The sequence below is a fragment of the Mycobacterium sp. MAA66 genome (assembly GCF_041261665.1).
Taxonomy (GTDB): Bacteria; Actinomycetota; Actinomycetes; order Mycobacteriales; family Mycobacteriaceae; genus Mycobacterium.
The window spans coordinates 96,214-116,346 of the sequence record NZ_JBGCCC010000005.1 but is presented as its reverse complement, the minus strand read 5'-3'; the positions used below and the strand labels follow the sequence as shown (position 1 = coordinate 116,346).

Annotated in this window: 23 protein-coding genes; 8 read left to right on the top strand and 15 right to left on the bottom strand. The window is 65.2% G+C overall.

Annotated elements, in window-relative coordinates:
• Position 1: 1 nt before the first annotated feature.
• Complete coding sequence (locus tag ABIA30_RS16825; RefSeq protein WP_370067343.1) at positions 2-610, bottom strand: TetR/AcrR family transcriptional regulator; 609 nt, start codon at positions 608-610, stop codon at positions 2-4.
• 94 nt (positions 611-704) lie between these two features.
• Between ABIA30_RS16825 and ABIA30_RS16820 the strand changes: the two genes are divergently transcribed.
• The 5 genes from ABIA30_RS16820 to ABIA30_RS16800 are packed head-to-tail and all read left to right on the top strand — an operon-like array spanning position 705 to position 4,921.
• Positions 705-1,232: a DUF4242 domain-containing protein gene (locus tag ABIA30_RS16820; RefSeq protein WP_370067341.1), complete on the top strand. Its 528-nt coding sequence runs from the start codon at positions 705-707 to the stop codon at positions 1,230-1,232.
• Positions 1,229-2,254 (top strand): acyl-CoA dehydrogenase, encoded by a 1,026-nt coding sequence (locus ABIA30_RS16815; RefSeq protein ID WP_370067339.1) that lies wholly within the window; start codon positions 1,229-1,231, stop codon positions 2,252-2,254. The genes ABIA30_RS16820 and ABIA30_RS16815 overlap by 4 nt, the downstream gene beginning before the upstream one ends.
• Positions 2,230-2,949 (top strand): ABC transporter ATP-binding protein, encoded by a 720-nt coding sequence (locus ABIA30_RS16810; protein ID WP_370067337.1) that lies wholly within the window; start codon positions 2,230-2,232, stop codon positions 2,947-2,949. Before ABIA30_RS16815 ends, ABIA30_RS16810 begins: the two co-directional genes overlap by 25 nt.
• On the top strand, positions 2,946-4,100 hold the full coding sequence (locus ABIA30_RS16805; RefSeq protein ID WP_370067335.1) for an ABC transporter substrate-binding protein: 1,155 nt from the start codon (positions 2,946-2,948) through the stop codon (positions 4,098-4,100). Before ABIA30_RS16810 ends, ABIA30_RS16805 begins: the two co-directional genes overlap by 4 nt.
• The gene (locus ABIA30_RS16800) at positions 4,097-4,921 is read left to right on the top strand and encodes an ABC transporter permease (protein ID WP_370067333.1); all 825 of its coding nucleotides are present in this window, start codon (positions 4,097-4,099) and stop codon (positions 4,919-4,921) included. Before ABIA30_RS16805 ends, ABIA30_RS16800 begins: the two co-directional genes overlap by 4 nt.
• 31 nt (positions 4,922-4,952) lie before the next feature.
• Here the strand turns inward: ABIA30_RS16800 and ABIA30_RS16795 are convergent, their stop codons facing one another.
• The 9 genes from ABIA30_RS16795 to ABIA30_RS16755 all read right to left on the bottom strand — a co-directional run bounded on the left by ABIA30_RS16795 (position 4,953) and on the right by ABIA30_RS16755 (position 13,112).
• Complete coding sequence (locus ABIA30_RS16795) at positions 4,953-5,717, bottom strand: alpha/beta fold hydrolase (protein ID WP_370067331.1); 765 nt, start codon at positions 5,715-5,717, stop codon at positions 4,953-4,955.
• Position 5,718: 1 nt separating this feature from the next.
• A complete protein-coding gene (locus tag ABIA30_RS16790; RefSeq protein WP_370067330.1) occupies positions 5,719-5,913 on the bottom strand; it encodes a ferredoxin in 195 nt (64 codons plus the stop codon).
• Positions 5,910-7,112, bottom strand: coding sequence for a cytochrome P450 (locus ABIA30_RS16785; protein WP_370067328.1), 1,203 nt, complete (start codon positions 7,110-7,112; stop codon positions 5,910-5,912). The genes ABIA30_RS16790 and ABIA30_RS16785 overlap by 4 nt, the downstream gene beginning before the upstream one ends.
• Before the next feature lie 135 nt (positions 7,113-7,247).
• A complete protein-coding gene (locus tag ABIA30_RS16780) occupies positions 7,248-8,042 on the bottom strand; it encodes an NAD(P)-dependent oxidoreductase (RefSeq protein ID WP_370067326.1) in 795 nt (264 codons plus the stop codon).
• A 10-nt stretch (positions 8,043-8,052) separates the two neighbouring features.
• Complete coding sequence (locus tag ABIA30_RS16775) at positions 8,053-8,889, bottom strand: NAD(P)-dependent oxidoreductase (RefSeq protein WP_370067324.1); 837 nt, start codon at positions 8,887-8,889, stop codon at positions 8,053-8,055.
• A 127-nt stretch (positions 8,890-9,016) separates the two neighbouring features.
• Positions 9,017-9,883 carry an alpha/beta hydrolase gene (locus ABIA30_RS16770; RefSeq protein ID WP_370067322.1) on the bottom strand — a complete coding sequence of 289 codons (867 nt, stop codon included), beginning with the start codon at positions 9,881-9,883 and terminating at the stop codon, positions 9,017-9,019.
• Positions 9,884-11,530, bottom strand: coding sequence for an OB-fold domain-containing protein (locus ABIA30_RS16765; RefSeq protein ID WP_370067320.1), 1,647 nt, complete (start codon positions 11,528-11,530; stop codon positions 9,884-9,886).
• On the bottom strand, positions 11,527-11,796 hold the full coding sequence (locus ABIA30_RS16760; RefSeq protein WP_370067684.1) for a ferredoxin: 270 nt from the start codon (positions 11,794-11,796) through the stop codon (positions 11,527-11,529). Before ABIA30_RS16760 ends, ABIA30_RS16765 begins: the two co-directional genes overlap by 4 nt.
• 29 nt (positions 11,797-11,825) lie before the next feature.
• Positions 11,826-13,112 carry an NADH-ubiquinone oxidoreductase-F iron-sulfur binding region domain-containing protein gene (locus ABIA30_RS16755; RefSeq protein ID WP_370067318.1) on the bottom strand — a complete coding sequence of 429 codons (1,287 nt, stop codon included), beginning with the start codon at positions 13,110-13,112 and terminating at the stop codon, positions 11,826-11,828.
• A 38-nt stretch (positions 13,113-13,150) separates the two neighbouring features.
• Here ABIA30_RS16755 and ABIA30_RS16750 point away from each other — a divergent pair, with 38 nt between their 5' ends.
• Positions 13,151-13,618 carry a hypothetical protein gene (locus ABIA30_RS16750; protein WP_370067316.1) on the top strand — a complete coding sequence of 156 codons (468 nt, stop codon included), beginning with the start codon at positions 13,151-13,153 and terminating at the stop codon, positions 13,616-13,618.
• A 14-nt stretch (positions 13,619-13,632) separates the two neighbouring features.
• Here ABIA30_RS16750 and ABIA30_RS16745 read toward each other — a convergent pair whose 3' ends face one another.
• Genes ABIA30_RS16745 through ABIA30_RS16730 form a run of 4 tightly spaced genes read right to left on the bottom strand, consistent with a single transcriptional unit; the run spans position 13,633 to position 17,192 of the window.
• Positions 13,633-14,520, bottom strand: coding sequence for an alpha/beta fold hydrolase (locus ABIA30_RS16745; RefSeq protein ID WP_370067314.1), 888 nt, complete (start codon positions 14,518-14,520; stop codon positions 13,633-13,635).
• Between the two features lie 23 nt (positions 14,521-14,543).
• Positions 14,544-14,936 (bottom strand): Rieske (2Fe-2S) protein, encoded by a 393-nt coding sequence (locus ABIA30_RS16740; RefSeq protein WP_370067682.1) that lies wholly within the window; start codon positions 14,934-14,936, stop codon positions 14,544-14,546.
• Entirely contained in the window at positions 14,936-16,090 is a 1,155-nt protein-coding gene (locus tag ABIA30_RS16735) for an amidohydrolase family protein (RefSeq protein ID WP_370067312.1), read from the bottom strand. The genes ABIA30_RS16740 and ABIA30_RS16735 overlap by 1 nt, the downstream gene beginning before the upstream one ends.
• 16 nt (positions 16,091-16,106) lie before the next feature.
• Positions 16,107-17,192, bottom strand: a complete 1,086-nt coding sequence (locus tag ABIA30_RS16730; protein WP_370067310.1) for an amidohydrolase family protein — start codon at positions 17,190-17,192, stop codon at positions 16,107-16,109.
• A 250-nt stretch (positions 17,193-17,442) separates the two neighbouring features.
• Between ABIA30_RS16730 and ABIA30_RS16725 the strand changes: the two genes are divergently transcribed.
• Together ABIA30_RS16725 and ABIA30_RS16720 are read left to right on the top strand one after the other, a co-directional pair.
• On the top strand, positions 17,443-18,459 hold the full coding sequence (locus ABIA30_RS16725; RefSeq protein WP_370067308.1) for an acyl-CoA dehydrogenase family protein: 1,017 nt from the start codon (positions 17,443-17,445) through the stop codon (positions 18,457-18,459).
• Positions 18,450-19,637 carry an acyl-CoA dehydrogenase family protein gene (locus ABIA30_RS16720; RefSeq protein WP_370067306.1) on the top strand — a complete coding sequence of 396 codons (1,188 nt, stop codon included), beginning with the start codon at positions 18,450-18,452 and terminating at the stop codon, positions 19,635-19,637. The genes ABIA30_RS16725 and ABIA30_RS16720 overlap by 10 nt, the downstream gene beginning before the upstream one ends.
• 21 nt (positions 19,638-19,658) lie before the next feature.
• On the opposite strand, the gene ABIA30_RS16715 is transcribed toward ABIA30_RS16720, so the two are convergent.
• A complete protein-coding gene (locus tag ABIA30_RS16715) occupies positions 19,659-20,117 on the bottom strand; it encodes a VOC family protein (protein ID WP_370067304.1) in 459 nt (152 codons plus the stop codon).
• Positions 20,118-20,133: the final 16 nt, after the last annotated feature.

Here is a 20,133-nt window from a genome sequence, read left to right as displayed (position 1 = left end):
CCTACGGCGTGGATTGCGCAGAGCGGACGATCAGTTCGGCGACCATCTGGCGGGCCAGCGTGATCGGCGCCGTCGAACGGTCGAGCTTCGACGCGGAGAGTGCGCCGTCATAGATCAGCTGGATACGTTGGGCGGTCGCTGCGGCGTCCGGCACGTCGGCATCCTGAAGTAACGCGCTCAGCTGTGTGCGCATCCATCGCCGGTGCGCCCGTACCGGTTCCAGGATCTGGCCGGGAAACTCGGTGGCTGCGTTGGCGTACAGACAGCCGCGGAACTTGCGCGCGCGGGCGGCCGCCCCAGCCAGGTCGAAAAAGCTCAGTAGCTTGGCCACTGGATCGGTGGTGCTCAAATTCCGGGTTTCCCACCGCTTGCGATCAGCCTGATCCAATTCGTTCAGGTAGGCGATCACCAATGCGTCCTTGGATCCGTAGGAGCTGTAGAGACTGGCCTTGGCCACCCCGGCCTCGCGCAGGATCTGATCGATGCCTACGGCCCTAATTCCTTGTGCGGCAAATAGATTCGATGCAGTAGTCAGCAGACGCTGGGCCGGTCCGGTGCTGTCGTCGCGGGCGGCCGACAGATCGTGGCGGCGGGTCGAGGTCGCGCTCATGTGTGCACCCTAACCGACGTCAGCCCGATAGACAGACCAGTCTGTCCGTGCCAGCGTCGTGGGTGTCACCGCCGCCGACGAACAGGAACACACCGTGACTCTGTATCTCTACGAAATCGCAGGACTGCCCGGCCGGGCCGAAGTCGACCAGGCCATCAAGACGCTCGACGCCGAGGTGCATCGGGCCGGCGGTGAACTCATCGAGGCCCAGGTGACCGGACAGCACCGGGTGTTCGTGGTGGCGGCGTTCGCCGATGGCGGGGCGGCGCAGATCGACGCGGCTTCCGTCGCGGCGGCAGAACTGACCGGGCCGCACGAAGTGCGGCTGGTGGGGGCGGACCTGGACCAGTTGAAAGCCGTTCGTCCCACGGCCGGATATCTGGTCGAGTGGGATCTGCCCGCCGACTTGGACATGGACAGCTACCTGAGTCGCAAGAAGGCCAACGCACCCAAGTACGCGCAGGTGCCCGAGGTCAGTTTCCTGCGCACCTACGTTCGGGTGGACATGGACAAATGCCTGTGTCTGTACGACGCCCCGGACGAGGACGCGGTGCGGCGGGCCCGGGTGGCCGTGCAGACCCCGGTCGACCGCTTGTACGGCCTGGAAAGCGGCGGGCAATGACGACATTGGTCGCCGACGACGTCGCCGTTCGGTTGGCCACGGTTGCCGCCGGCGTGGACGCTCGAGCCGGTGATCTCGACGCGGGCCGCACGGATGTTCGCGACGACCTGAGGGCACTCGGCGCAGCCGGTTTGTTCGGCCTGCGGGAACTGCCCGCCATGGTCCGGGTGATCGAGCAGGTGTCGGCGGCGAGCCTGGCCGCCGGATTCTCGGCGTGGGCCCATCGCATGGCGATTCACTATCTGAGCGACGGGCCGCCGGAACTATTGGAGCCGCTGCTGGCCGCGCGGCGTCCGGGCGTCACCGCCATGGCGGCCGGCCTCAAACATGCGGCCGGGTTGGGGCAGATCCCGCTGGTCGCAGAAGAGCACCGCGGTGGTCTGCGGATCAGCGGACCAATCCGATGGGCTTCCAACGTCTTTGATGACGCCATAGTCGTGCTGCCCACTCGAACCGCCGCAGGCCGGCTCTACGTTGTCGCAGTTGATGTCGGTGCAACCGGGGTCGACATCGACCCCGCGCCAACCTTGATGGCACTGGGCGCCACGGGGTCGACATCGCTGCGCCTGGATGGCGTCGTGGTGGGTGCGGAACGGATCATCAGCGCCGATCTGATCGGCTTCGTCCGCCAGATCAAGCCGACCTTTCTCCTGCTGCAGACGGCATTCTGCGTTGGCGTGACCGGAACTGCGCTGACCGCGGCCGCGAACGTGAACGATCAACTCGCGGCACAGTTCGCCGGCGATCTCGCTGACCTGACCGCACGGGCCGAGGATGACCGGCTGCGTCTTGATGAATTCGCCTCGGCGCCAGAGGAAGTCGATTTGGCCGACGTGATCCGGCTGCGGCTGGACGCGGCCAATGTCGCGGTGGCGGCGACCCGCCTGGAATCGGCTCTGGCTGGGGGACAGGGGTACCGGGCAGGAACGGCCGCCAATCGCCGCTTCCGGGAGGCCGCCTTTCTACCCGTGCAATCACCTTCGGAAGGACAACTGCGGTGGGAACTGAAGCAGTACGAATAACATCCGGCGTCAAGACATTCGGCACCACCGGCGCTCTTGGCCCCATTGACCTGACTGTCGAAGCGGGGGAGTTCGTTGCGGTGCTGGGCCGTAGCGGCAGCGGAAAATCGACCCTGCTGCGAGTCCTGGCCGGCTTGGAGTCACTGACTGCAGGCACGGTGAGCTGGCCGGCGGACGGCGCGCGGCCGCACATCGGCGTGGTCTTCCAGGACGCGCTGCTGATGCCATGGCTGACCGTGCTCGACAATGTCTCCTACGCGCGGCGATTCAGCCACCGCCGCAACGAGTTCGACGCTGGGTACGTATCCGATCTGATGCGCCGGTTCGGCGTCGACGGGTTGGCCGACCGTTACCCCGACCAGCTGTCCGGCGGCCAGGCTCAGCGGGTGGCGATTTTGCGGGCGGTGGCCACTCGGCCTCGGCTGCTGCTGCTCGACGAACCGTTCAGTGCACTCGACCCTGGCACCCGCGGCGACCTGCAACAGTGGCTGGCCACGCTGGCGGCCGAACTGGGCATCACCGTGCTGCTGGTCACTCACGATGTCGACGAGGCACTGTCGCTGGCGCAGCGAGTGGTGCTGCTTGCCGACGCCGGTGTGATTCGGCAGCAGTGGAGCCTGAAAGAGCAGGACCGATCGGGACTGCGTGATGAAATCCTGGACCACTATCGGGTTTCTGTATCGGAAGCGGCGTGAGCGGGTCGCTGTTCTCCCGGCGCCAGGCTCTGGTTGCCGCGGTGGCTGCCGCCGGAGGTGCGCTTGGTCTGGCTGATCTGGCCCACAGTGCCGCAACGGATCCCACGGCGTCCGGGCCCCTTCGGGTGGGATACCTGCCCATCACCGACGCGGCGCCACTGTTGATGGCGCACGCGGCGGGGTTGTATCCGGTGGGTAGCCCCAAGCCGGTGCTGTTCCGGAGTTGGTCGGCGCTCGCCGAGGCCTTCCTCAACCGCCAGATCGACGTTGTGCACCTGCTGATGCCGATGGCCGTGCAGTTGCGCTACGCGCTCGGGGGCGGGGTGCGGGTACTGGGCTGGAATCACACCAACGGCTCGGCACTGACCGTCGCCCCGCAGATCCGCGACTTGACCGAGCTTGCCGGTTCACAGCTGGCCATTCCATTCTGGTGGTCGATCCACAACATCGTGCTGCAGAAGGTACTTCGGGCTCATGGCCTGCAGCCGGTGATCCGGCGCGGCGCTTCGCGGGCCGCAGGCACCGTCGAGCTGATCGTGATGAGCCCGTCCGACATGGTTCCGGCGCTGGCCACCGGATCGATCGGTGGCTACGTCGTCGCGGATCCCTTCAACGCACTGGCCCAGACCAAGAAGATCGGGCGCATTCATACTTTCCTCGGCGACGTGTGGCGCGACCACGCCTGCTGCGCGTTGGTCACCCGCGACGATGTGATCGCCGCCCAGCCGTCGGCCGTCCAGCAGTTCACCGACGCGGTGGTGACGGCGCAGCGGACATTGTCGGCCGACCGGAAGGCCGCGGCCGCCAAACTCGGTGGCGGAAGATACCTGCCACAGCCGGTGCCGGCGATCGAGTTGGCCATGACCTACCCGAAGCCGCCGTACCCGTTGCGGCACCCCGATTGGCTGCCGCAGCGACTTGGCTTTGCGCCGTTCCCGTTCGCGAGCTTCACCCAGGAACTGGTTACGGCCATGCACGACACCGTCATCGACGGTGATCGTCGCTTTTTGGATCGACTCGACCCGGCGACCGTGCATGCCGACCTGGTCGACGACTCCTTCGTCCGTAAAACGATCCACACTCATGGGGGTCCGGCGACCTTCGGACTCAGCAGCGAATTCACCCGAACCGAACAGATAGAGCCGACATGACCACAACGCCTGTTCACGTCGTGAAAGACACACCAGCGCAACCGGAGTCGCGCCGTTGGGTACGCCGATCGTTCTTGGCCCGCTCAGTTCCCGCGGTCGTGGCTGTCGCACTGACCGTCGGCCTGTGGTGGCTGGTCACCACAGTGCTGTGCGCTGCGCACTCGCTGTTGCGCCAAACCGCACCGCAGCGAGTGGTACCCGCACTGGCAGATCTGTTGTCCCGTGGAGTGCTGTTGCCCGATATCGGGATCAGTCTGTGGCGCTTGATAATCGGGCTGCTGGTCGCCATCGTGGTCGGCATCCCCGCGGGATTGTTACTCGGGCTCGATACAACTGCCGACAGGGCTACCGCGCCCATCGTCCAATTCGTCAGGATGATCTCGCCGTTGTCCTGGGCGCCGATCGCGGTGGCGGTATTCGGCATCGGCAATGAGCCGGTGATCTTCCTGATTGCCATCGCGGCCGTGTGGCCGGTGCTGATAAACACCGTGGCCGGCGTGCGGGCGGTCGACCCCGGGTACCTCGACGTCGCCCGGTCTTTTCATGCCAGCCGATTCGAGTTGGTGACGGCGGTGGTGCTCCCGGCGATTCGCGGGCAGGTGCAGACCGGTATCCGTGTCGCGTTGGGTATCGCGTGGGTGGTCCTCGTGCCGGCGGAAATGCTCGGTGTGCGTTCGGGTCTGGGCTACCAAGTGCTCAACGCCCGAGACCAGTTGGCCTACGACCAGGTGGCGGCGGTGATCGTGGTGATCGGTGTGCTCGGCTTCGTGCTGGACCTCGTTGCCCGCTGGCTGCTGAAACCCGGCCAGAAGCAGCCGTAGCTCACAATGGCGGCGGCCTCGCGAGCGGAGGTCAGTGCGGGATCAAGGGTGCGACCGGAGTGGTGGTGGTCGCGTGCACCAGGAGTTCAACCAGTTCGCGTGGGCGACTCAGGAATGGTGAGTGCGACGCGTCGATGCTCAATTGCTCGACACCGAGTCGGCGGGTGACGGTGTCGGCCAGCCAGCGTGGCATCGATCGATCCTGTTCGCACACAATGAAACTCCGCGGTAGGTCGGCGGTCCAGAAATTGGGAACAGATACCGGCATCACGGTGGTATCGCCGAACCGCTCCGGCCCCAACCGGTCGAACGCCCAGCGCGCGGTGGCCTCATCGCAGTCGTGGTAGAAGTACTTCCGTGCGCCCTCGAAGTCGGCGAATGTCATCGCGCCGGCGTCGTCGAAATGCAGATATGCCAACATCTCTCCGACATCGGCATCAAAGCCCTCGGCCAAGTCGGATTCGTCGCGCATGGCCATCGCCTCGGGATACGTGCGCCCTTCGCGGGGCAGTGCGGCGGCCAAATAGGTGATGTGGCTGATCTTTTCGGGTTCCGCGTCAGCGGCCAGGGTGACATCGAAGCCGCCACCGGAGTGGCCGACCAGTACATCGCCGGGCTCCAGTACCGAAACGATGGCATCGCGACGGTTGGCCAGCGTCGACTCCTGGTCGACCAACGCACCGTGTCCCGGCAGGTCGACGGCAACACCATCGTGCCCGAGCGTTGCCAGCTCGGTGATGACGCGTTCCCAGCACCACGCGGCGTGAAAACCGCCGTGTACGAAGATGAATCGCACGCTACTCCTCGATGGAGATGGCCTGTCGTGGGCATTGGCGCACGGCCTCGCGGACCGCGCGCTCGTTCTCCGGCGTCACCTCGTCGGTGAGCAGATTCAGGAAGTCACGTTCGTCGACCTCGAACACGTCGGGGGCCAGGCCCATGCAGACCGCGTTGCTCTCACACAGACCGAAGTCGACGACGATCTTGCTCACCTGAGTATCCTCACCGGCACGTTGGAATAGCCCGACACATTCTGCATGTGTACGCGCTCCAGTCGGTCGAAGTCGACCTCATAGCGGGGCATGAAGTCGAGCAGTTTCTCCAGCGCGATGGCGCTCTCCATCCGAGCCAACGCCGCGCCCAGGCAGCTGTGAATGCCGTACCCCAGACCGAGGTTCTGCGACTCGGTGCGGTTGCGGTCGATGTCGAACGTGTGGGCGTCGGTGAACGCCCGCGGATCGCGGTTGGCCGCGGCGCTGATCAGGAACACCGGCTTGCCCGCCGGGATGGTGGTGCCGTGCAGGTTCGCCTCGCGCAGCGTGTACCGCACGTTGTACTGCACCGGCCCTTCGAACCGCAGCAACTCCTCGACCGCGGCCGGAATCTTGGACCGGTCGTCCAACAGCTTCTGCCACTGCTCGGGGTTCTTCGCGAACAACACCACCGCGGTGCCCACCAGTTTGGTCACTGTCTCGGCCCCGGCGCCGCCCAATAGCGTTGCAAATCCGGCGATTTCGAGGTCGTCGAGCTTGGTCATCTCGCCACCATCGCGCTCGATCTCAGCGGCGATCAAGCGACTGATCATGTCGTTCTGCGGATTCTCCCGCCGGTCGGCGATCAGCTGCAGGTAGTACATCGCGGTGTCGATGGTGGCCTTCATCCCGGCCTCGGTGATGCCGATCTGGCCGGATTCCCGGTGCAGGGAGTCATCGATCCAGTGCCGCACCTGTTGGCGGTACTCGGGATCGACACCGGCCATCCGGGTGATGACCTCGACCGGGAATGGTCCGGAGAAATCCTGCACGACGTCGAACTCGTCGGCGCCGATCTTGCTCAGACACTCGTCGACCAATTCGATGACGGTCTGCCGTTGCGATTCGACGGCTCGCGGGGTGAACGCCTTGTTGAGCAGGCTGCGCATGTGCCGGTGGTCCGGCGGGTCCATGAAGATGATGGACTTCTGCGGCGGCTCGGCTGACTTCACCATGGCCAGGTCGCAGCCGCGCGACGACGAGTAGGTCTCGTGGTCTTTGAGTGCCGCGGCGACGTCGACGTGCCGGGTGAGCGCGTAGAAGTCATGCTCCTCGCTGTAGTAGACCGGCGCCTCGTCGCGCATTCGGGTGTACACGTCGAATGGGTTGTTGAAGTAGTCCTCGGAATACGGATCGAATACCAGGTCCGCCTTGGTCACGGTGTCCTCCTCCGCGCCCCGGTGGCCGGCTGGGGCGCTGGCAATATTACGAAAATCTAGAAAACTGTAACGCAGACAGTATGCCCCGTAGGCGGCCGTCGCGAGGTCGAAACGGCCACGCCGATCACGGGATTCTTATGGTGCAGGGGTTCCGGTGACGCGACTCAGCAGGGGATCGAGCAGCCCGAGTTCGGTGTTGAGACCGGCGGCAGTATCGCGCACCACCGCCACGTCTTTGCCGACGAACTCTGCCACCGCGGCGATGAAGCCGTCGGCGGATCCCGCGCGGGCCACCATGCCGAGCACTTTGCTCGCCGAGCTGCCATGTCCGAGTGCGGCCAGCAGATCGGCCTCGGCGACACCGAGGGATGTGCCGATCCTGGCTCCTTCGGCAACCACACCGATCTGCGCGGCGAACATCGCATTGTTGATCAGTTTCACGGTCTGCCCGGCGCCCAACGGCCCGACGTGCAGCACCGGGTCGCCGTAGGCACCGAGTATGGGTCGGGCCGAGGCAACGGTTTCGTCGGCGCCCCCGACGAACAGGGTCACCGTCCCGGCGGCGATGTCGTGTGGGCCGCCGCTGACCGGGGCGTCGATGACGCCGACGTGTGGGTGCTGTTCGGCGATACGCTGTGCGGTGCGCGGGCTGCCGGTCGTGTGCAGGATCAAGACGGCTCCGGGGGCCATCTCGGCCGGCAGGTCTTCGCAGATCTGTTGGACCTGGTCGTCGGTGAACACGCAGACCACGACGGCATCGGCGCCGTCCGTCACCGCACGTATGGAGTTCGTGGGAACGGCACCCAATTCGGCCAACGCCGAGCGCTTTTCGTCGGTGCGGCCAAGCGCTCGGACCTGGTGCCCGGCCTCGACCAACTGACGCACCATGGGTGCGCCCATCCGGCCGGCGCCGATGAAACCTACCTGCATCGGGCGCTCATCAGCGCGGGTGGCCCATCAAGGTCAGCGCAGCGTCGGCGGTGCCGAAAACTGCGCCGGGGATGGTCCCGGCCGAAATATCCACCGCGTCAGTCTTGGCCAGCGTCTGGGCGTGCCGACAGTCCTTCTGCAGCAGGACACCGGCGATGGGTGCCAGGGTCTCCAGAGATCCGCCGAACAGCGCGACGCTGCTGAGCGCCTTGCTGTTGGCCGAACCCTGGGTCAGCACCTGGCAGAGCTTGTCGCGCGGCACGCCGAGGGCCTCGCCGAGTTCCAGCGTGCTCATCGCGGCACCCAGGTTTGCCGTGAACATCACGTTGTTCAGGATCTTGGCGACCTGACCGCTGCCCAGCGGACCGAGATGCACGATCGGATCTGCATACGTGCCGAACACCGGCCGGACCTTCTCGACGACATCGTGCTCGCCGCCGATCATCACCAGCAGGGTACCTGCTTCGACGGCCGGTGATCCGCCGGAGACCGGTGCATCGATCACCGAAATGCCCTTGGCGGCAGCGAGTTCGGCAACCTCGCGACAGGTGTCCGGGTGGATCGTGGAGTGGATGGCGATGATGCCGCCCGGTGCCATCCCGGCCAGTACACCGGTGTCGCCCTGCAGCACCTGGCGTACGTCGTCGTCGCCGACGACGCACAGGCACACCAGATCACTGCCTGCCGCCATCTCTGCCGGGGTCGCGGCGGTCTTGGCTGCGGTGTCCGCATACGGCTCAAGGGATTCGGGGCGGCGTGCCCACAGTGTGGTTTCGTATCCACCTTCGACGATGCGCCGAGCCATCGGCCCGCCTTGACTGCCCAATCCGATGAATCCGACGCGCATCAGTGCCTTCTCCTCTTCGCGAAAGCACTCATCAGTACCTTCTCCCGTCCGTGTAAGCGCTCATCGGTGCCTTCTCCCGTCCGCGTAAGCGCTCATCGGTACCTTCTCTTCTTCGCGCAAGCGCTCATCAGCCCGCCTCCCTTTCGTTCTCGGTCTCCATGCACTCCGCGGCGAAGTCCAGCACCGACCGGTGATAGTGGCCGGCGGCGAGCCCGACGCTGAGATTGTGTCCGCTGTCGGCGATCTCGCTGATGTGCACCTGTGGCGACGCGGTGAACAGGGCCGCAATGGCAGCCAACGCAGCCGGGGACGAGTCCCAGACCGCCTCGTGTTGGGCGGCGCTGAATTGCACCGGCGGGGTGATGCCGGCGGCAAGATCCGGAAAATCGCGCCCCGCCCAATTGGCGGTGACCTTGCCCTCGTACTCGACCCCCGGGGCGGAAAGCGCGCCGGTCAGAACTTCGGGTGGGTAGCACTCGGTTGGCTCCCAGAGCAATTCGCGTAGGCCCGCCGGCCGGTGGGTCAACGTCGCCTGGCTCAGGATCTCCTGTGCGGCGGGGTTGTAGGTCAGACCGGTGCCGGCCAGGGACAGGCCGCTGACCCGGTCGGACGGAGCCATCCCCTGTGACATTCTCAATGCCAACTCGCATCCCAGTGAGTGCGCCAACACGAACACCGGACCATCTGGCGCGATCTTGCGCACCGCGCCCCAGGCCAACCGAACTCGCTCCGCAGGGTCGCCCATGGTGTCCTGGTACATCGCCGAGGCTCCGTAGCCCGGACGATCCAGCGCGATCGCGGTGTACCCGGCCTCAGCGGCCTGCCGCACCAGTGACAGTTCAGGGTGCCCCGGGCAATCGAAGTACACCGAAGACGTTGCGCCGCCGTGGATTGCAACGAGCACGCCGTTCGGGTCGGGCGGAGCGGCCACCAGTGCGGACATCGGGACCGCGTCGACCATCACGACGCGTCGCCTCGGTTCTGCGGTGGTCATCTAGTCGTCGGTTCGCAGCAGCAGCACGCCGCTGGGTGTCAGGCCGCCACTACTGACGACGGCTACTTTGGCGCCGGCCACCTGACGTTCACCGGCTTCACCACGCAGTTGGCTGACTGCCTCGTGCATCAGCCCCATGCCGTGGGTGCGGCCGTGTGACAGCTGCCCGCCGTGGGTGTTCACCGGGATGATGCCGTCGCGGGCTATCGCCTTGCCGCCGTCCAGGAAGTCCTTGGCCTCACCGATGCCGCAGAATCCCAGCGCCTCCAGCCAAGACAGACAATTGAACGAGAACCCGTCATAAAGCTCCGCAATATCAACATCATTGGGCCGCAGTGAGGTCCGGGTCCACAGATGTGCGGACTGGCCGAGCACCTGCGGCTCGTGGGTCAGGGTGGTCTGATCCCAGTCGGTGCGTTCGATGATCTGGGTGCCCACCGCCTCGATCCGCACCGGCTTGCGCGGCATGTCCTTGGCGATGTCGACCGCAGACACGATCACCGCGATGGCGCCGTCACACGGCACGTCGCAGTCGTACAGGCCGAATGGCGTGGTGATCATCCGGGCGTTCAAGTAGTCGTCCATGGTCATCGGATCGCGGTAGATGGCAGTGGGATTCAGCGCTGCGTTCGCCCGCTGGTTCAGGGCGATCCAGCCCAGGGTCTCCCGGGTGGTGCCGTAGCGGTGGAAGTGGCGCTGCGCGCCCAGCGCCAAGGTGTGTGCCGCCGACATGGCGCCGAACGGCATCTGGAAGCTGTTGGTGCGCATGCCCCCCGGCGGCGAGAGCTTGCCCTCCTTCATCAACTGCTGGTAGGTGGCCTCCCACAACGTCCGGAAGCACAGCACGTGCCGGGCCATTCCCGTGGCGACCGCCATCATCGCGGCGATCACCGAGCCGCCGGGCCCGAAGGTGTCCATGCCGCCATTGATCCAGGTTGGCTGGATGCCCAGGGCGTTCTCCAATGCGGTGCAACCACCTTCGCCCATGCCGACGGCGTCGATCGCCGGGTACGTGGACAGACCGTCGATGTCGGCCAGGGTCAGACCCGCGTCGGCGATCGCTGCCTCGCAGGCCTCGATGGTCAGCGCCAGCGGATTGACCATGAGGCGACGGCCCATCTTCGATGCCCCGATGCCGGTGATGGCCGAATGGTCCTCGAACTTCTTGGTGGTCAACATCGGCCGGACGTGCTTGCCGAAGTCCTGCGGTGGGATCTCGTCGTCGGGCAGGGGTGCGGTCTCGGGCTCGGCAGTGGGCCGGAACAGCGGCAGCCACACGTCGTCGTGCTGTTCGAAGGTCACCTCGACGACGCGGCCCAGCTCCAGTTCGGTGGGGTCACACTCAACGATGTTGGTGGTCAACCGAACCCGTGGATCCTCCTCGATGGCGACCTGGGCGATAACGTACGGCGCAGTCAGCCCGGGCATGGAGAACCGATGGTTGACGGTGAACGCCGACAACACCGCCCGCCCGGACACCTCGTGCGGGGACAGGTTGTGGCTCTTGCAATAGCGGCACACTGGCTGCGGCGGGTGGATCAGCGCCTTGCAGTCGTCACAACCCTGAATGCGCAAGGTGCCGTCGGCGCCGGACGTCCAGAAGAACTCGTTGTCAAAGGTGAGCTGCGGCAGTGGAAGTCGACTCATCGGGTGAATCCCCATTCCGCTTCGTTGGTGACCAGGTCCGGTTCAGGAGCCGCCACGGCGGTCGCCGGCCTGTCCTGCAGTTCGATGATCGCGTGCACCGGGCAATCCAGCAGGGCACGCAGCACCGCCGGCTGGTCCGGCAGCGGGATGTTGCCGTCGCCGACCAGGACGGCATATCCCCAGTCGTCGAGGGAGAAGTAGTCGGCCGCGTGCTTGGCGCACATGCCGAAGCCGTCACACATCGTGCGGTCGAGCTTGACCCGCATCGTGTCAGCGGAACTCAGGTCTTCGGACGTCACAGTGCCTCCACCCAATTCACCCCGAACGGCCGGTCAGCTGCGAACCCGGTCGCGCCGCAGTTGCCGGACAGGTGCCGCTGCACCTCGTCGGGAAACTTGGCCAACAAGCTGGCCGCGATGTTGGTGGCGGCATCCAGCGTCGCGCAGGCCCCGCGGCCGCGCAGCACGACCGACCAACGCTCCAGGCGGGCCAGATCGTCGGACGTCGCCGTACCGTCGCGTAGTGCGATGGCGACGGCCGCCATGGCGGCCGTCCCGTTGAAGCACGAGCCGCACTGTCCGGCGTTCTCCGCGTCGAAGTACGCCAGCACAGACGCGGCCACGGCCACCGGGCACTCATCGGTGATCACCGAGACGGCTCCACAGCCCAGTCCGCTGCCCAGGTTGCGCAGTGTCTGGTGATCCAGCGTGACCGACAGTACGTCGGCGGCGAGCAGGCCGGCGAAGTAGCCACCCATCAGTGCGCCGCGCACCTTGTTCGCGCAAATGCCATGCAGAGCAAGAAGATCCGAAACCGATGCACCGAACGGGAGCTCGTACAGCCCTGCCGGACGGTTACCGCCGGTGACCGTGGCCAGGAACGTGCCGGGGGAGTCGGCGGTGCCCTGGGTGCGGTACTCGGCCGCACCGTGACGATGGATCCAGGCCAGGTGCGCCAGCGTCTCCACGTTGCTCACCAACGTCGGTAGGCCGCCTACGCCTTCTTCGAAGACTCGCGGCGGCTTGTCGGTGGGTTTGGCCGGGCCGCCGTTGATGGCTCGTACCGCGGCGCTTTCTTCCCCCGCGATGTAGGCCGGGGCAACCGTGCGGACACTGACGGTCAACCCGCCCAGGCCCTCCGGTCCCACCTCGGCCAGCGCGGTTTCAACGCTGCGGGCCGCAGCCGGATCGGAGACGTAGACGTGCGCGTGCCCGGCCCCTACGATCCGGGCGGCCAGCCGTGTGCCGTCAAGCACCAGATGCGGTCGATTGACCAGCAACCAGCGGTCTTTCACCGACGCCGGCTCGCCTTCTTCGCCGTTGGCGACCACTACGGTGTCCTGGCCTCGGCGTCCGGCATCGCGCACCGTACGCAGCTTGACCGCCATCGGAAACCCCGCACCCCCGCGGCCGACGAGCCCGGCCTGTTGGACCTGATCCAGCAGCGCGTCCGGGTCGGTCAACACCGAATAGCCACCGGCAGATCGGTGATCGGAGGCGGCCTCACCGGTGGCGGCGAGCAGACGCGGCCTCAGGCCGGGCCACGCCGCCACGGTGAGACCGGTGTGGGCGGGGGCGTTCATGTTCGGCTCCTGCTCTGGCCACGGCTACGCTGGCCCGCATGCGCACGGCAGTGGTACGGATCAAGGTGGACCCGGCCGGCCGACTGACGCCCGATCAACTCGCCGCGGGAATGGCCGAGTTGGCCGGGTTGGTCGGCGATGCCCGGTTGGTCGAGAACAACCTCGCCGCTCTGCCGCCTAGCCGGCGCGAGGTCGAGATCCTGATGGACGGCATCGATGCGGATGCCCTGCAGGACAGCGCAATAGCCTGGTGTACCAAGGCGTTTGGTGGCAGCCCGGAACCGGGAGTGTTGACCTTCGTCAGCCGCGGCACCGACGAGGACGCACACGGCGTGCTGTCCGGCTTCGGCGTGACCGGTCGGATCGACCGGGTCGAGGGCCCCGAAGGCTGGGACATCATCCACGTCACGCTCCGTCGGGAGGATCTGGCGCGCATCCCCGAGAGCCGGATCCAGACCGCGCTGGAGGCCTCGACCAACTGCGAGGTTCGCCTTCATACGCACTGACCGCGCGGCAAGCATCAATTCGCCTTGAGGAAGGCCAGAATCGGCGGCGCCGCCAGCACCCAGGTCTCGAACATGTTGAAATGCTTGACCTTTCCGGCGGCGCGCTCCTCGGCGGCGCGCTCCCAGGCATCCTCGGGCCACGGCGGATCGATCAGCGTGGAGCCTTTGATCAGACAGCTGACTTCCAACGAGGTGCGCTTGGGATGGTCTAGGTCGTTTTCGCCGCCGCGGATGATCAGAGTCGGCACCTTGATGTTGTCGAACATCTCGTCCTCTACGCCGGGGATGGTCTGACCGGGCTTGGGTACGAACGCATTCAGCCAACGCATCATCAGTTTGAGGAATTCGTCGGGGTCCTGCGAAAGGATGCGGTCCCGGTTCCCTGGGTTTTCCAAGGCGCGCTCCTTCCACTCGGCAATGGCGGCAACGGCTTTCATGCCGCTGCCGCGGACCGCAAGGATGTTCGGCACGATGTAGTACGAACCGAGGACGAACTGCCCGTAGACGCCACCGACGATGTTCCACACCACAAGCTTGGTCACCAGTTCCGGGTAGAGCATGGTGGTCAGCATCGAGTCACGGGCCCCGCCGGAACCGCCCGCCAGGATGCATGGTCCGATATCGAGCTTGTTGATCAGCTGTTGCAACGTCTCGGCGCGCATATGCGACTCGCTGTAGCCGTAGAACTGCACGTCGGATTTGCCGCAGTTCGGCCGGTCCCAGAGCAACACCCGGTGGCCGCCGGCAACCAGCGCCTCGGCCAGCGGTCGAAGGCCCGGAATGTCCTTGCTGAAGCGGCCGCCCGGGGTGAGGACGAGGTAATCACCGCTGTCACCGAGGATTTCATAGACGACGTTGCCGCCGTTGATCATGACCGACTGCTCGCCACTACTCACTGTCATGCGGTTCGATTCCTCCAGTGCGATCAGGCCTGAACCAGGACGTCGTTACCGACGACCCGGACCGGATAGGTACGAATACTCCACTCGGGTTTGACCGCGGTGGTGCCGGTGGCCAACTCGAAACCCCATTGATGCCACGGGCAGAAGATGAACTCCATGTCCCGGACCATCACCGCGTCGCCCGGCACGTTCTCATCGACGATGTTCCGGCCGCGGGCCCGGCCGGAACACAGCGGCCCGCCTTCGTGTGGGCAGTAATTCGCAATGGCATAGAACGAGCCGTTGACGTTGTACACACCGACGCCGTGGCGGCCGATCGGTACCAACTTGTGTGTGCCGGGCGGGATTTCATCGACGCTGGCCACGATGTGTTCACGTCCCTGAGCCAGTCTCGGCTGTTGGTCGTCGGCCAAGATCAGAACACCCGAGTCTGTCCCTCGAGTACCGGCACGGTCTCGGGGAGCTTGTAGGTGTCGATTCCGTTGCGGAACATGATGTTTTCGCGCGCGTGTTCGGGCAGGTGCTTGACCAGCCAGCGGGGGTCGTCGAAGGTCCAGTGTGGGTAGTCGCTGGAGTAGAGCAGGATCTTGTCGGCTTCCATCCATTCGAACGCCCGGGTGAGTTCGGTCTTGTCCTCGGGGTAGTCCAGCGGCTGGGTGGTGAACTTGATGTGCTCTTTGACGTATTCGGACGGTTTGCGTTTGATGTCGACCCAGTTCTTGCGTTTGGTGTAGATGGCGTCCATGCGCCACATCAGGGGCAGGATCCAGCTGAAGGCGTGTTCGACGAAGACGATGCGCAATGTGGGGAAGCGGTCGAAGACGCCGTCGAAGATCAAGCTCATCACCTGGTTGGCTGCGAGCAGTGAGTAGGTGACCATGAAATCGTGGTTGTAGCTGGGGAATCCGACCGGCGGGATGGGTAGCGTTTCGAACTGTCCGCGGGACAGGTGACAGGACACCGGGATGTCGTGTTTGGTGGCCGCCGCCCAGATCGGGTCGTACACCGGGTCGCCCCAGGACGGGCGCGGCTCGGCCTTGATCAGGACTTGGGCCATGTACGGATGCCCGGCCCACTTCTCGATCTCGGCAACGGTGGACTGCGGGTCTTCGATGGCGGCGCAGATCGATCCGCGCCAGCGCTCGTGCCAGTTGTTGTGACTGTCCAGCCAGTGCTCGGCCAGCCACTGATTGGTCGCGGTGCAGAAGGCTGCGGTTGCGCCGGCGATCCGCATCTCACCATGAGTCGGCTCCAGGATTGCGATGTCCGAGCCGGCCTCCATGATGAGCTGTTTCAAGGCGAAATCGGGGTCACTGCAGGCAAACTCGCCATCGGGGGGAAAGGAGTCCACCCGCATGGCGTAGGAGTGCACGTAGTCCGGCGCGTCGTAGTAGATGGACTCGCCGACCTTGTGGTTCAGGAAGTACTTGCTGCGCCACGGTTCGGGGATGTAATCGATCAGCTCGCCGCGCCGCGGCATCGGGTGTACGTCGGAGTCGACGCAGCGGACCGGGATGCGCTCGGTGGGTGCGACCCGATCCCGGGCGGATGTCGTTGCAGTTATTGTCATCTCGCGCTCCTCTTCGTCACTGCGCCATTGCGGGCAGCGTGATGCCGTACAGGTCGGCGGCGTTGCGCCAGCAGAATTTCTCGCGTTGCTCGGCACTGAACGCCGATGGCACGGTCAATTCGGTCAGATTCCAGTGCGGATAGCTCGAACCGAACATCGTCATGTCGTCCTTACCGGTGAATCCGAACCACTCACCGGCGAACTCGGTGTCTCCGGGCCCGTCGAACTCACCCTGGACGAAGAACACGTGACCGGACAGATAGTCGCTGGGCATCTTCGGTGCCCACGGTGTCTGTTCCAGATGTGGCCGGCCGAAGCAGTCCATCCGCCAGATGAATGGGGTCAGCATGTCGCCCGCACCGTCGGCCCAGATGAACTTCAGGTCATCGAATCGCTCGAACACGCCCTCGGCGATCATGTTCATCAGGTGGTACAGGTAGTTCAGCCCCATGAAGGACAGGTACTGCTCGTAGGTCAGTGTCTTCCCCGATGGTGTTGGGGGAAAGGCGATTCCGGCGCCCACCTCGATGTGCGCCGCTACCGGCAGGCCGGCCGTCACGGCTGCCTCCCACAGTGGCCAGAACTGTGGCTTGCCGAACAGCTCGCGAGACTGCAGTGGGATGCCGATCTGCACCATCCGCGGGTGGCCGGCGTACTTGTCGATCTCGCGCAGCGCGCCGGTGATGTCGTCGGGATCGACCCGGATGGTGCCACGGAACTTCTCGCCGTACCTGTCGTGCTCGAGCCAGCGGCTCACCAGCATCTCGTTGTGGGCCGCCGCGATCGCGGTGCCCAGATGCCGGTCGGGCATGACGCCGCGTGTCATCGGGTGCAGCACCGCGATGTCCACCCCGCGCTCGTCGAACAACTGCTGTGCCACGACATCGACATCAGAACCGGGGTACTGACGGTTCGGGCCTGTGGTGCCCGCTGCGTACTCGCCGCCGGGGGCGCCGTACCAGTCCATCTCGTAGTCGGGGAAGCCGCGGCTGCGAAATGGTTCCCGCATGAAGTTCTCGCGCAGATCCTTGTTGGACTGGCAGAAGATGTGCACGCTGGCGTCGATGACGGGCGTGACCGTCCCGTCACTGAGTTCTTTCACAAAACCATCCTTAACCACTGGCTGCTCCCAGTGTAGATCCTTGTTCTTCAATCGCAAGAATATTGTTCTCGTCGCCGGATCCGAGTGATTGCGCTGGTAAACGCACATGCTGGTCGGTTGCGTAGCGCGGAGCCCGCAGAACTGGGCGCCTGAGGCGGGAGAGTATGGTCATCGATTTAGGAGAATGCTATTCTCATCGCGTCGTCGCGAGGTATCGCACGGACTTGCGCTGTCTGTAGGAGGTGGCCCGGTGCTACTGGAGTTCGACGCTGATCAGCGGTTATGGCAGGAGACGGTGCGTGACGCTGTCACCAAGTCGTGCCCGGCCACGCTGATCCGCGGAATCGCCGAGGACGGGGCGGACCCCAATCCGCTCTGGCAGACCTATGTGGATGCCGGCTGGACGGAACTGACCGATTCGGAGAACGCCGTCGAGTTGGCCATCGTGCTCGAGGAACTCGGCAGGGTCACCGACCCGACGCCGTTCCTGGCCACCATGAGTCAGTACGCGCCATTGGTGGGGAAGCGATTCGATTCGCAGAAGTCGGGCACCGCGATCTACTCCGGCATCACCGCGGTGCGGGACACCGAAGGCTGGCTGCTGGACGGCACCGCCCGGTTCGTGCTCGAGGGCGACCGGGCCGAGAGCCTGGCCGTGGTCACCGCATCCGGGGTCTTCGTCATCGACCCCTCTGTGCACGATTTTGCGATCCGGGTGCGCCGGACCTCTGTCTTCGACCCGGTACTGCACATGGCCGACCTGACCTTCATCGGATTGCGGGTACCCGACAACGACCGTTTGGAGGTCGACGCCGAGAAAGCACACCACGTCGCGCTCGCCGGTATGGCGGTGCACATGGTCGGCGCGTGCCAACGGATCCTTGATCTGGCCCTGGATCATGTGAAGAGCCGCTACCAGTTCGGCGTACCGATCGGATCGTTCCAGGCGGTGCAGCACAAGGCCGCCGACATGCACGTCGCCATCGAACGGGCCCGGGCACTGTCCTACTTCGCGGCGCTGACCATCGCCGCCGACGATCCGCGCCGCCGACTGGCCGCCGCGATGGCCAAAGCCTCGGCCGGCGAATGCCAATCGCTGGTCTTCCGGCACGGTCTGCAGTTGTTCGGTGCCATGGGATTCACCTGGGAGAACGATCTGCAGTTCGCACTGAAGCGGGCCAAGGCCGGCGAGCTGCTGCTGGGCGGCGCCGCCGAACACCGCGCGGTGATCGTCTCCGAATACCAGAGGGTTTCCAGATGCAGCTGACCTTTGACCCCGACGTCGAGGAGTTCCGCGCCGAGTTCGTCGCCTTCCTCGAGGCCAACCTACCCACTGCCGCACAGACTTTGGAGCGGCCGCGCTCGGTGTCGCACATGCCGCAGTGGGCCCGGGACTGGCAGCGCAAACTGTTCGACAATGGCTGGCTACTGCCGGCCCAGCCGCCCGAGTTCGGTGGACGCAATGCCTCGGTGTTGCAGCAGTACGTGCATCTGGAAGAGCTCTGTAAGCGCCGCATCTACCACAGTTTCAACCCGCAAGGGGTGAACATCATTGCGGCATCACTACTTTCGTTCGGCACCGACGAACAGAAACAGCGCTGGGCAGTGCCGGTGCTGCGCGGTGAGATGACCGCATCGCTGGGTATGAGCGAGCCGAGCGCGGGTTCGGACCTGGCATCGTTGCGGACTCGAGCGGTGCACGTTTCCGATTCCCACGGCGACCATTTCGTGGTCAACGGTCAGAAGGTCTGGACCTCAGGTGCGCACGATGCCGATTTCCTGTTGACGTTTGTGCGCACCGATCCGGATGCGCCCAAGCACAAGGGCATTTCGGTACTGGTCATACCGACCGATACCCCTGGTGTAGTTCGCCGACCGTTCGCCGATCTGTGCGGTGAGGACAACAAAGACTTCAACGAGGTGTTCTTCACCGACGCCGTGGTACCCGCCGAGAATCTGGTCGGTCCACTGAACGGCGGATGGGGTGTGGCCAACGGTTCCTTGGGCCACGAGCGCACCATGATGTGGCTGGGATTTGCGGACCGGATCGACAACCTGATCTCCGATTTCACCCCGCGCACGCCACTGGAACGCGACCAGTACGCATCGACCATCATGGATTATCAGGCGTTGCGGGCTTTGGGCTCAATCTCTTTGGCGCGCGCGGCGCGGGGCGAGCGGGACACCGCCTCGGTGTCAGTGCTCAAACTGCTCGGCTCCGAGGCCGAGATGCGCGCCATGGAACGGGCATTGGATGCCGCCGGTCCCGATGGCTTGGCTCATCCGTCGACCACCGGGCCGTACGCGCACATGAACCTGGACCACTACTTCGCGTCCTGGTTCGAGCGTTACGCGCGAAGCTTCTCCGGCACGATCGCCGGTGGCACCTCCGAGATTCAGCGCAACATCATCGCGACGGCCGTGTTGGGGTTGCCGCGAGGCTGAGGCCCGGGCGGGTGGTTCGACTCAGGCCGTCATGGCGGCGAGGAAGCCGGGCCAGTCGGGAAACAGTGCACGGTCGACGATTTCGATCCGGACACCGGACTGGCTGACGTAGTAGGCGAACGATGACAGCTGATCGCCGGCCGGCCTGGCTTCGCACCGAAAGCCGGCGGCTTCGAGCCGTGCAGCGACCCCGTGGAGGTCGTCGACCCAGTACCCGAGGTGATGTGCCGCGCCGTCGGCCCGGGCGGACCAGATGGTGCCGGGTACCGCGGAGATCAGCTCCAGGTGCGGGGCCTCGATCGAGTAGACGAAGCGGAACGGCATGTCGATATCGCCGTCGTCGGTGGTGATCTTCAGCGTGGCCTCCACCGGTTTGGTCCAGCTGTAGGCGCCCGCGGCAGTCATCTCCGCGATCGCAGAGTCAAGGTCTGGCACCACCAAACCCATGTGGTAGCAATCTGCGGGAGACAGCGGCGTCATCGGGTCACATCCAATT

Bases quoted from the DNA above. Each gene is read 5' to 3' on its own strand.
- ABIA30_RS16825 (WP_370067343.1), bottom strand. From the start codon at position 610: ATGAGCGCGACCTCGACCCGCCGCCACGATCTGTCGGCCGCCCGCGAC.
- ABIA30_RS16815 (WP_370067339.1), top strand. From the start codon at position 1,229: ATGACGACATTGGTCGCCGACGACGTCGCCGTTCGGTTGGCCACGGTT.
- ABIA30_RS16800 (WP_370067333.1), top strand. From the start codon at position 4,097: ATGACCACAACGCCTGTTCACGTCGTGAAAGACACACCAGCGCAACCG.
- ABIA30_RS16780 (WP_370067326.1), bottom strand. From the start codon at position 8,042: ATGCAGGTAGGTTTCATCGGCGCCGGCCGGATGGGCGCACCCATGGTG.
- ABIA30_RS16775 (WP_370067324.1), bottom strand. From the start codon at position 8,889: ATGCGCGTCGGATTCATCGGATTGGGCAGTCAAGGCGGGCCGATGGCT.
- ABIA30_RS16770 (WP_370067322.1), bottom strand. From the start codon at position 9,883: ATGACCACCGCAGAACCGAGGCGACGCGTCGTGATGGTCGACGCGGTC.
- ABIA30_RS16765 (WP_370067320.1), bottom strand. From the start codon at position 11,530: ATGAGTCGACTTCCACTGCCGCAGCTCACCTTTGACAACGAGTTCTTC.
- ABIA30_RS16760 (WP_370067684.1), bottom strand. From the start codon at position 11,796: ATGCGGGTCAAGCTCGACCGCACGATGTGTGACGGCTTCGGCATGTGC.
- ABIA30_RS16755 (WP_370067318.1), bottom strand. From the start codon at position 13,112: ATGAACGCCCCCGCCCACACCGGTCTCACCGTGGCGGCGTGGCCCGGC.
- ABIA30_RS16750 (WP_370067316.1), top strand. From the start codon at position 13,151: ATGCGCACGGCAGTGGTACGGATCAAGGTGGACCCGGCCGGCCGACTG.
- ABIA30_RS16745 (WP_370067314.1), bottom strand. From the start codon at position 14,520: ATGACAGTGAGTAGTGGCGAGCAGTCGGTCATGATCAACGGCGGCAAC.
- ABIA30_RS16735 (WP_370067312.1), bottom strand. From the start codon at position 16,090: ATGACAATAACTGCAACGACATCCGCCCGGGATCGGGTCGCACCCACC.
- ABIA30_RS16720 (WP_370067306.1), top strand. From the start codon at position 18,450: ATGCAGCTGACCTTTGACCCCGACGTCGAGGAGTTCCGCGCCGAGTTC.
- ABIA30_RS16715 (WP_370067304.1), bottom strand. From the start codon at position 20,117: ATGACGCCGCTGTCTCCCGCAGATTGCTACCACATGGGTTTGGTGGTG.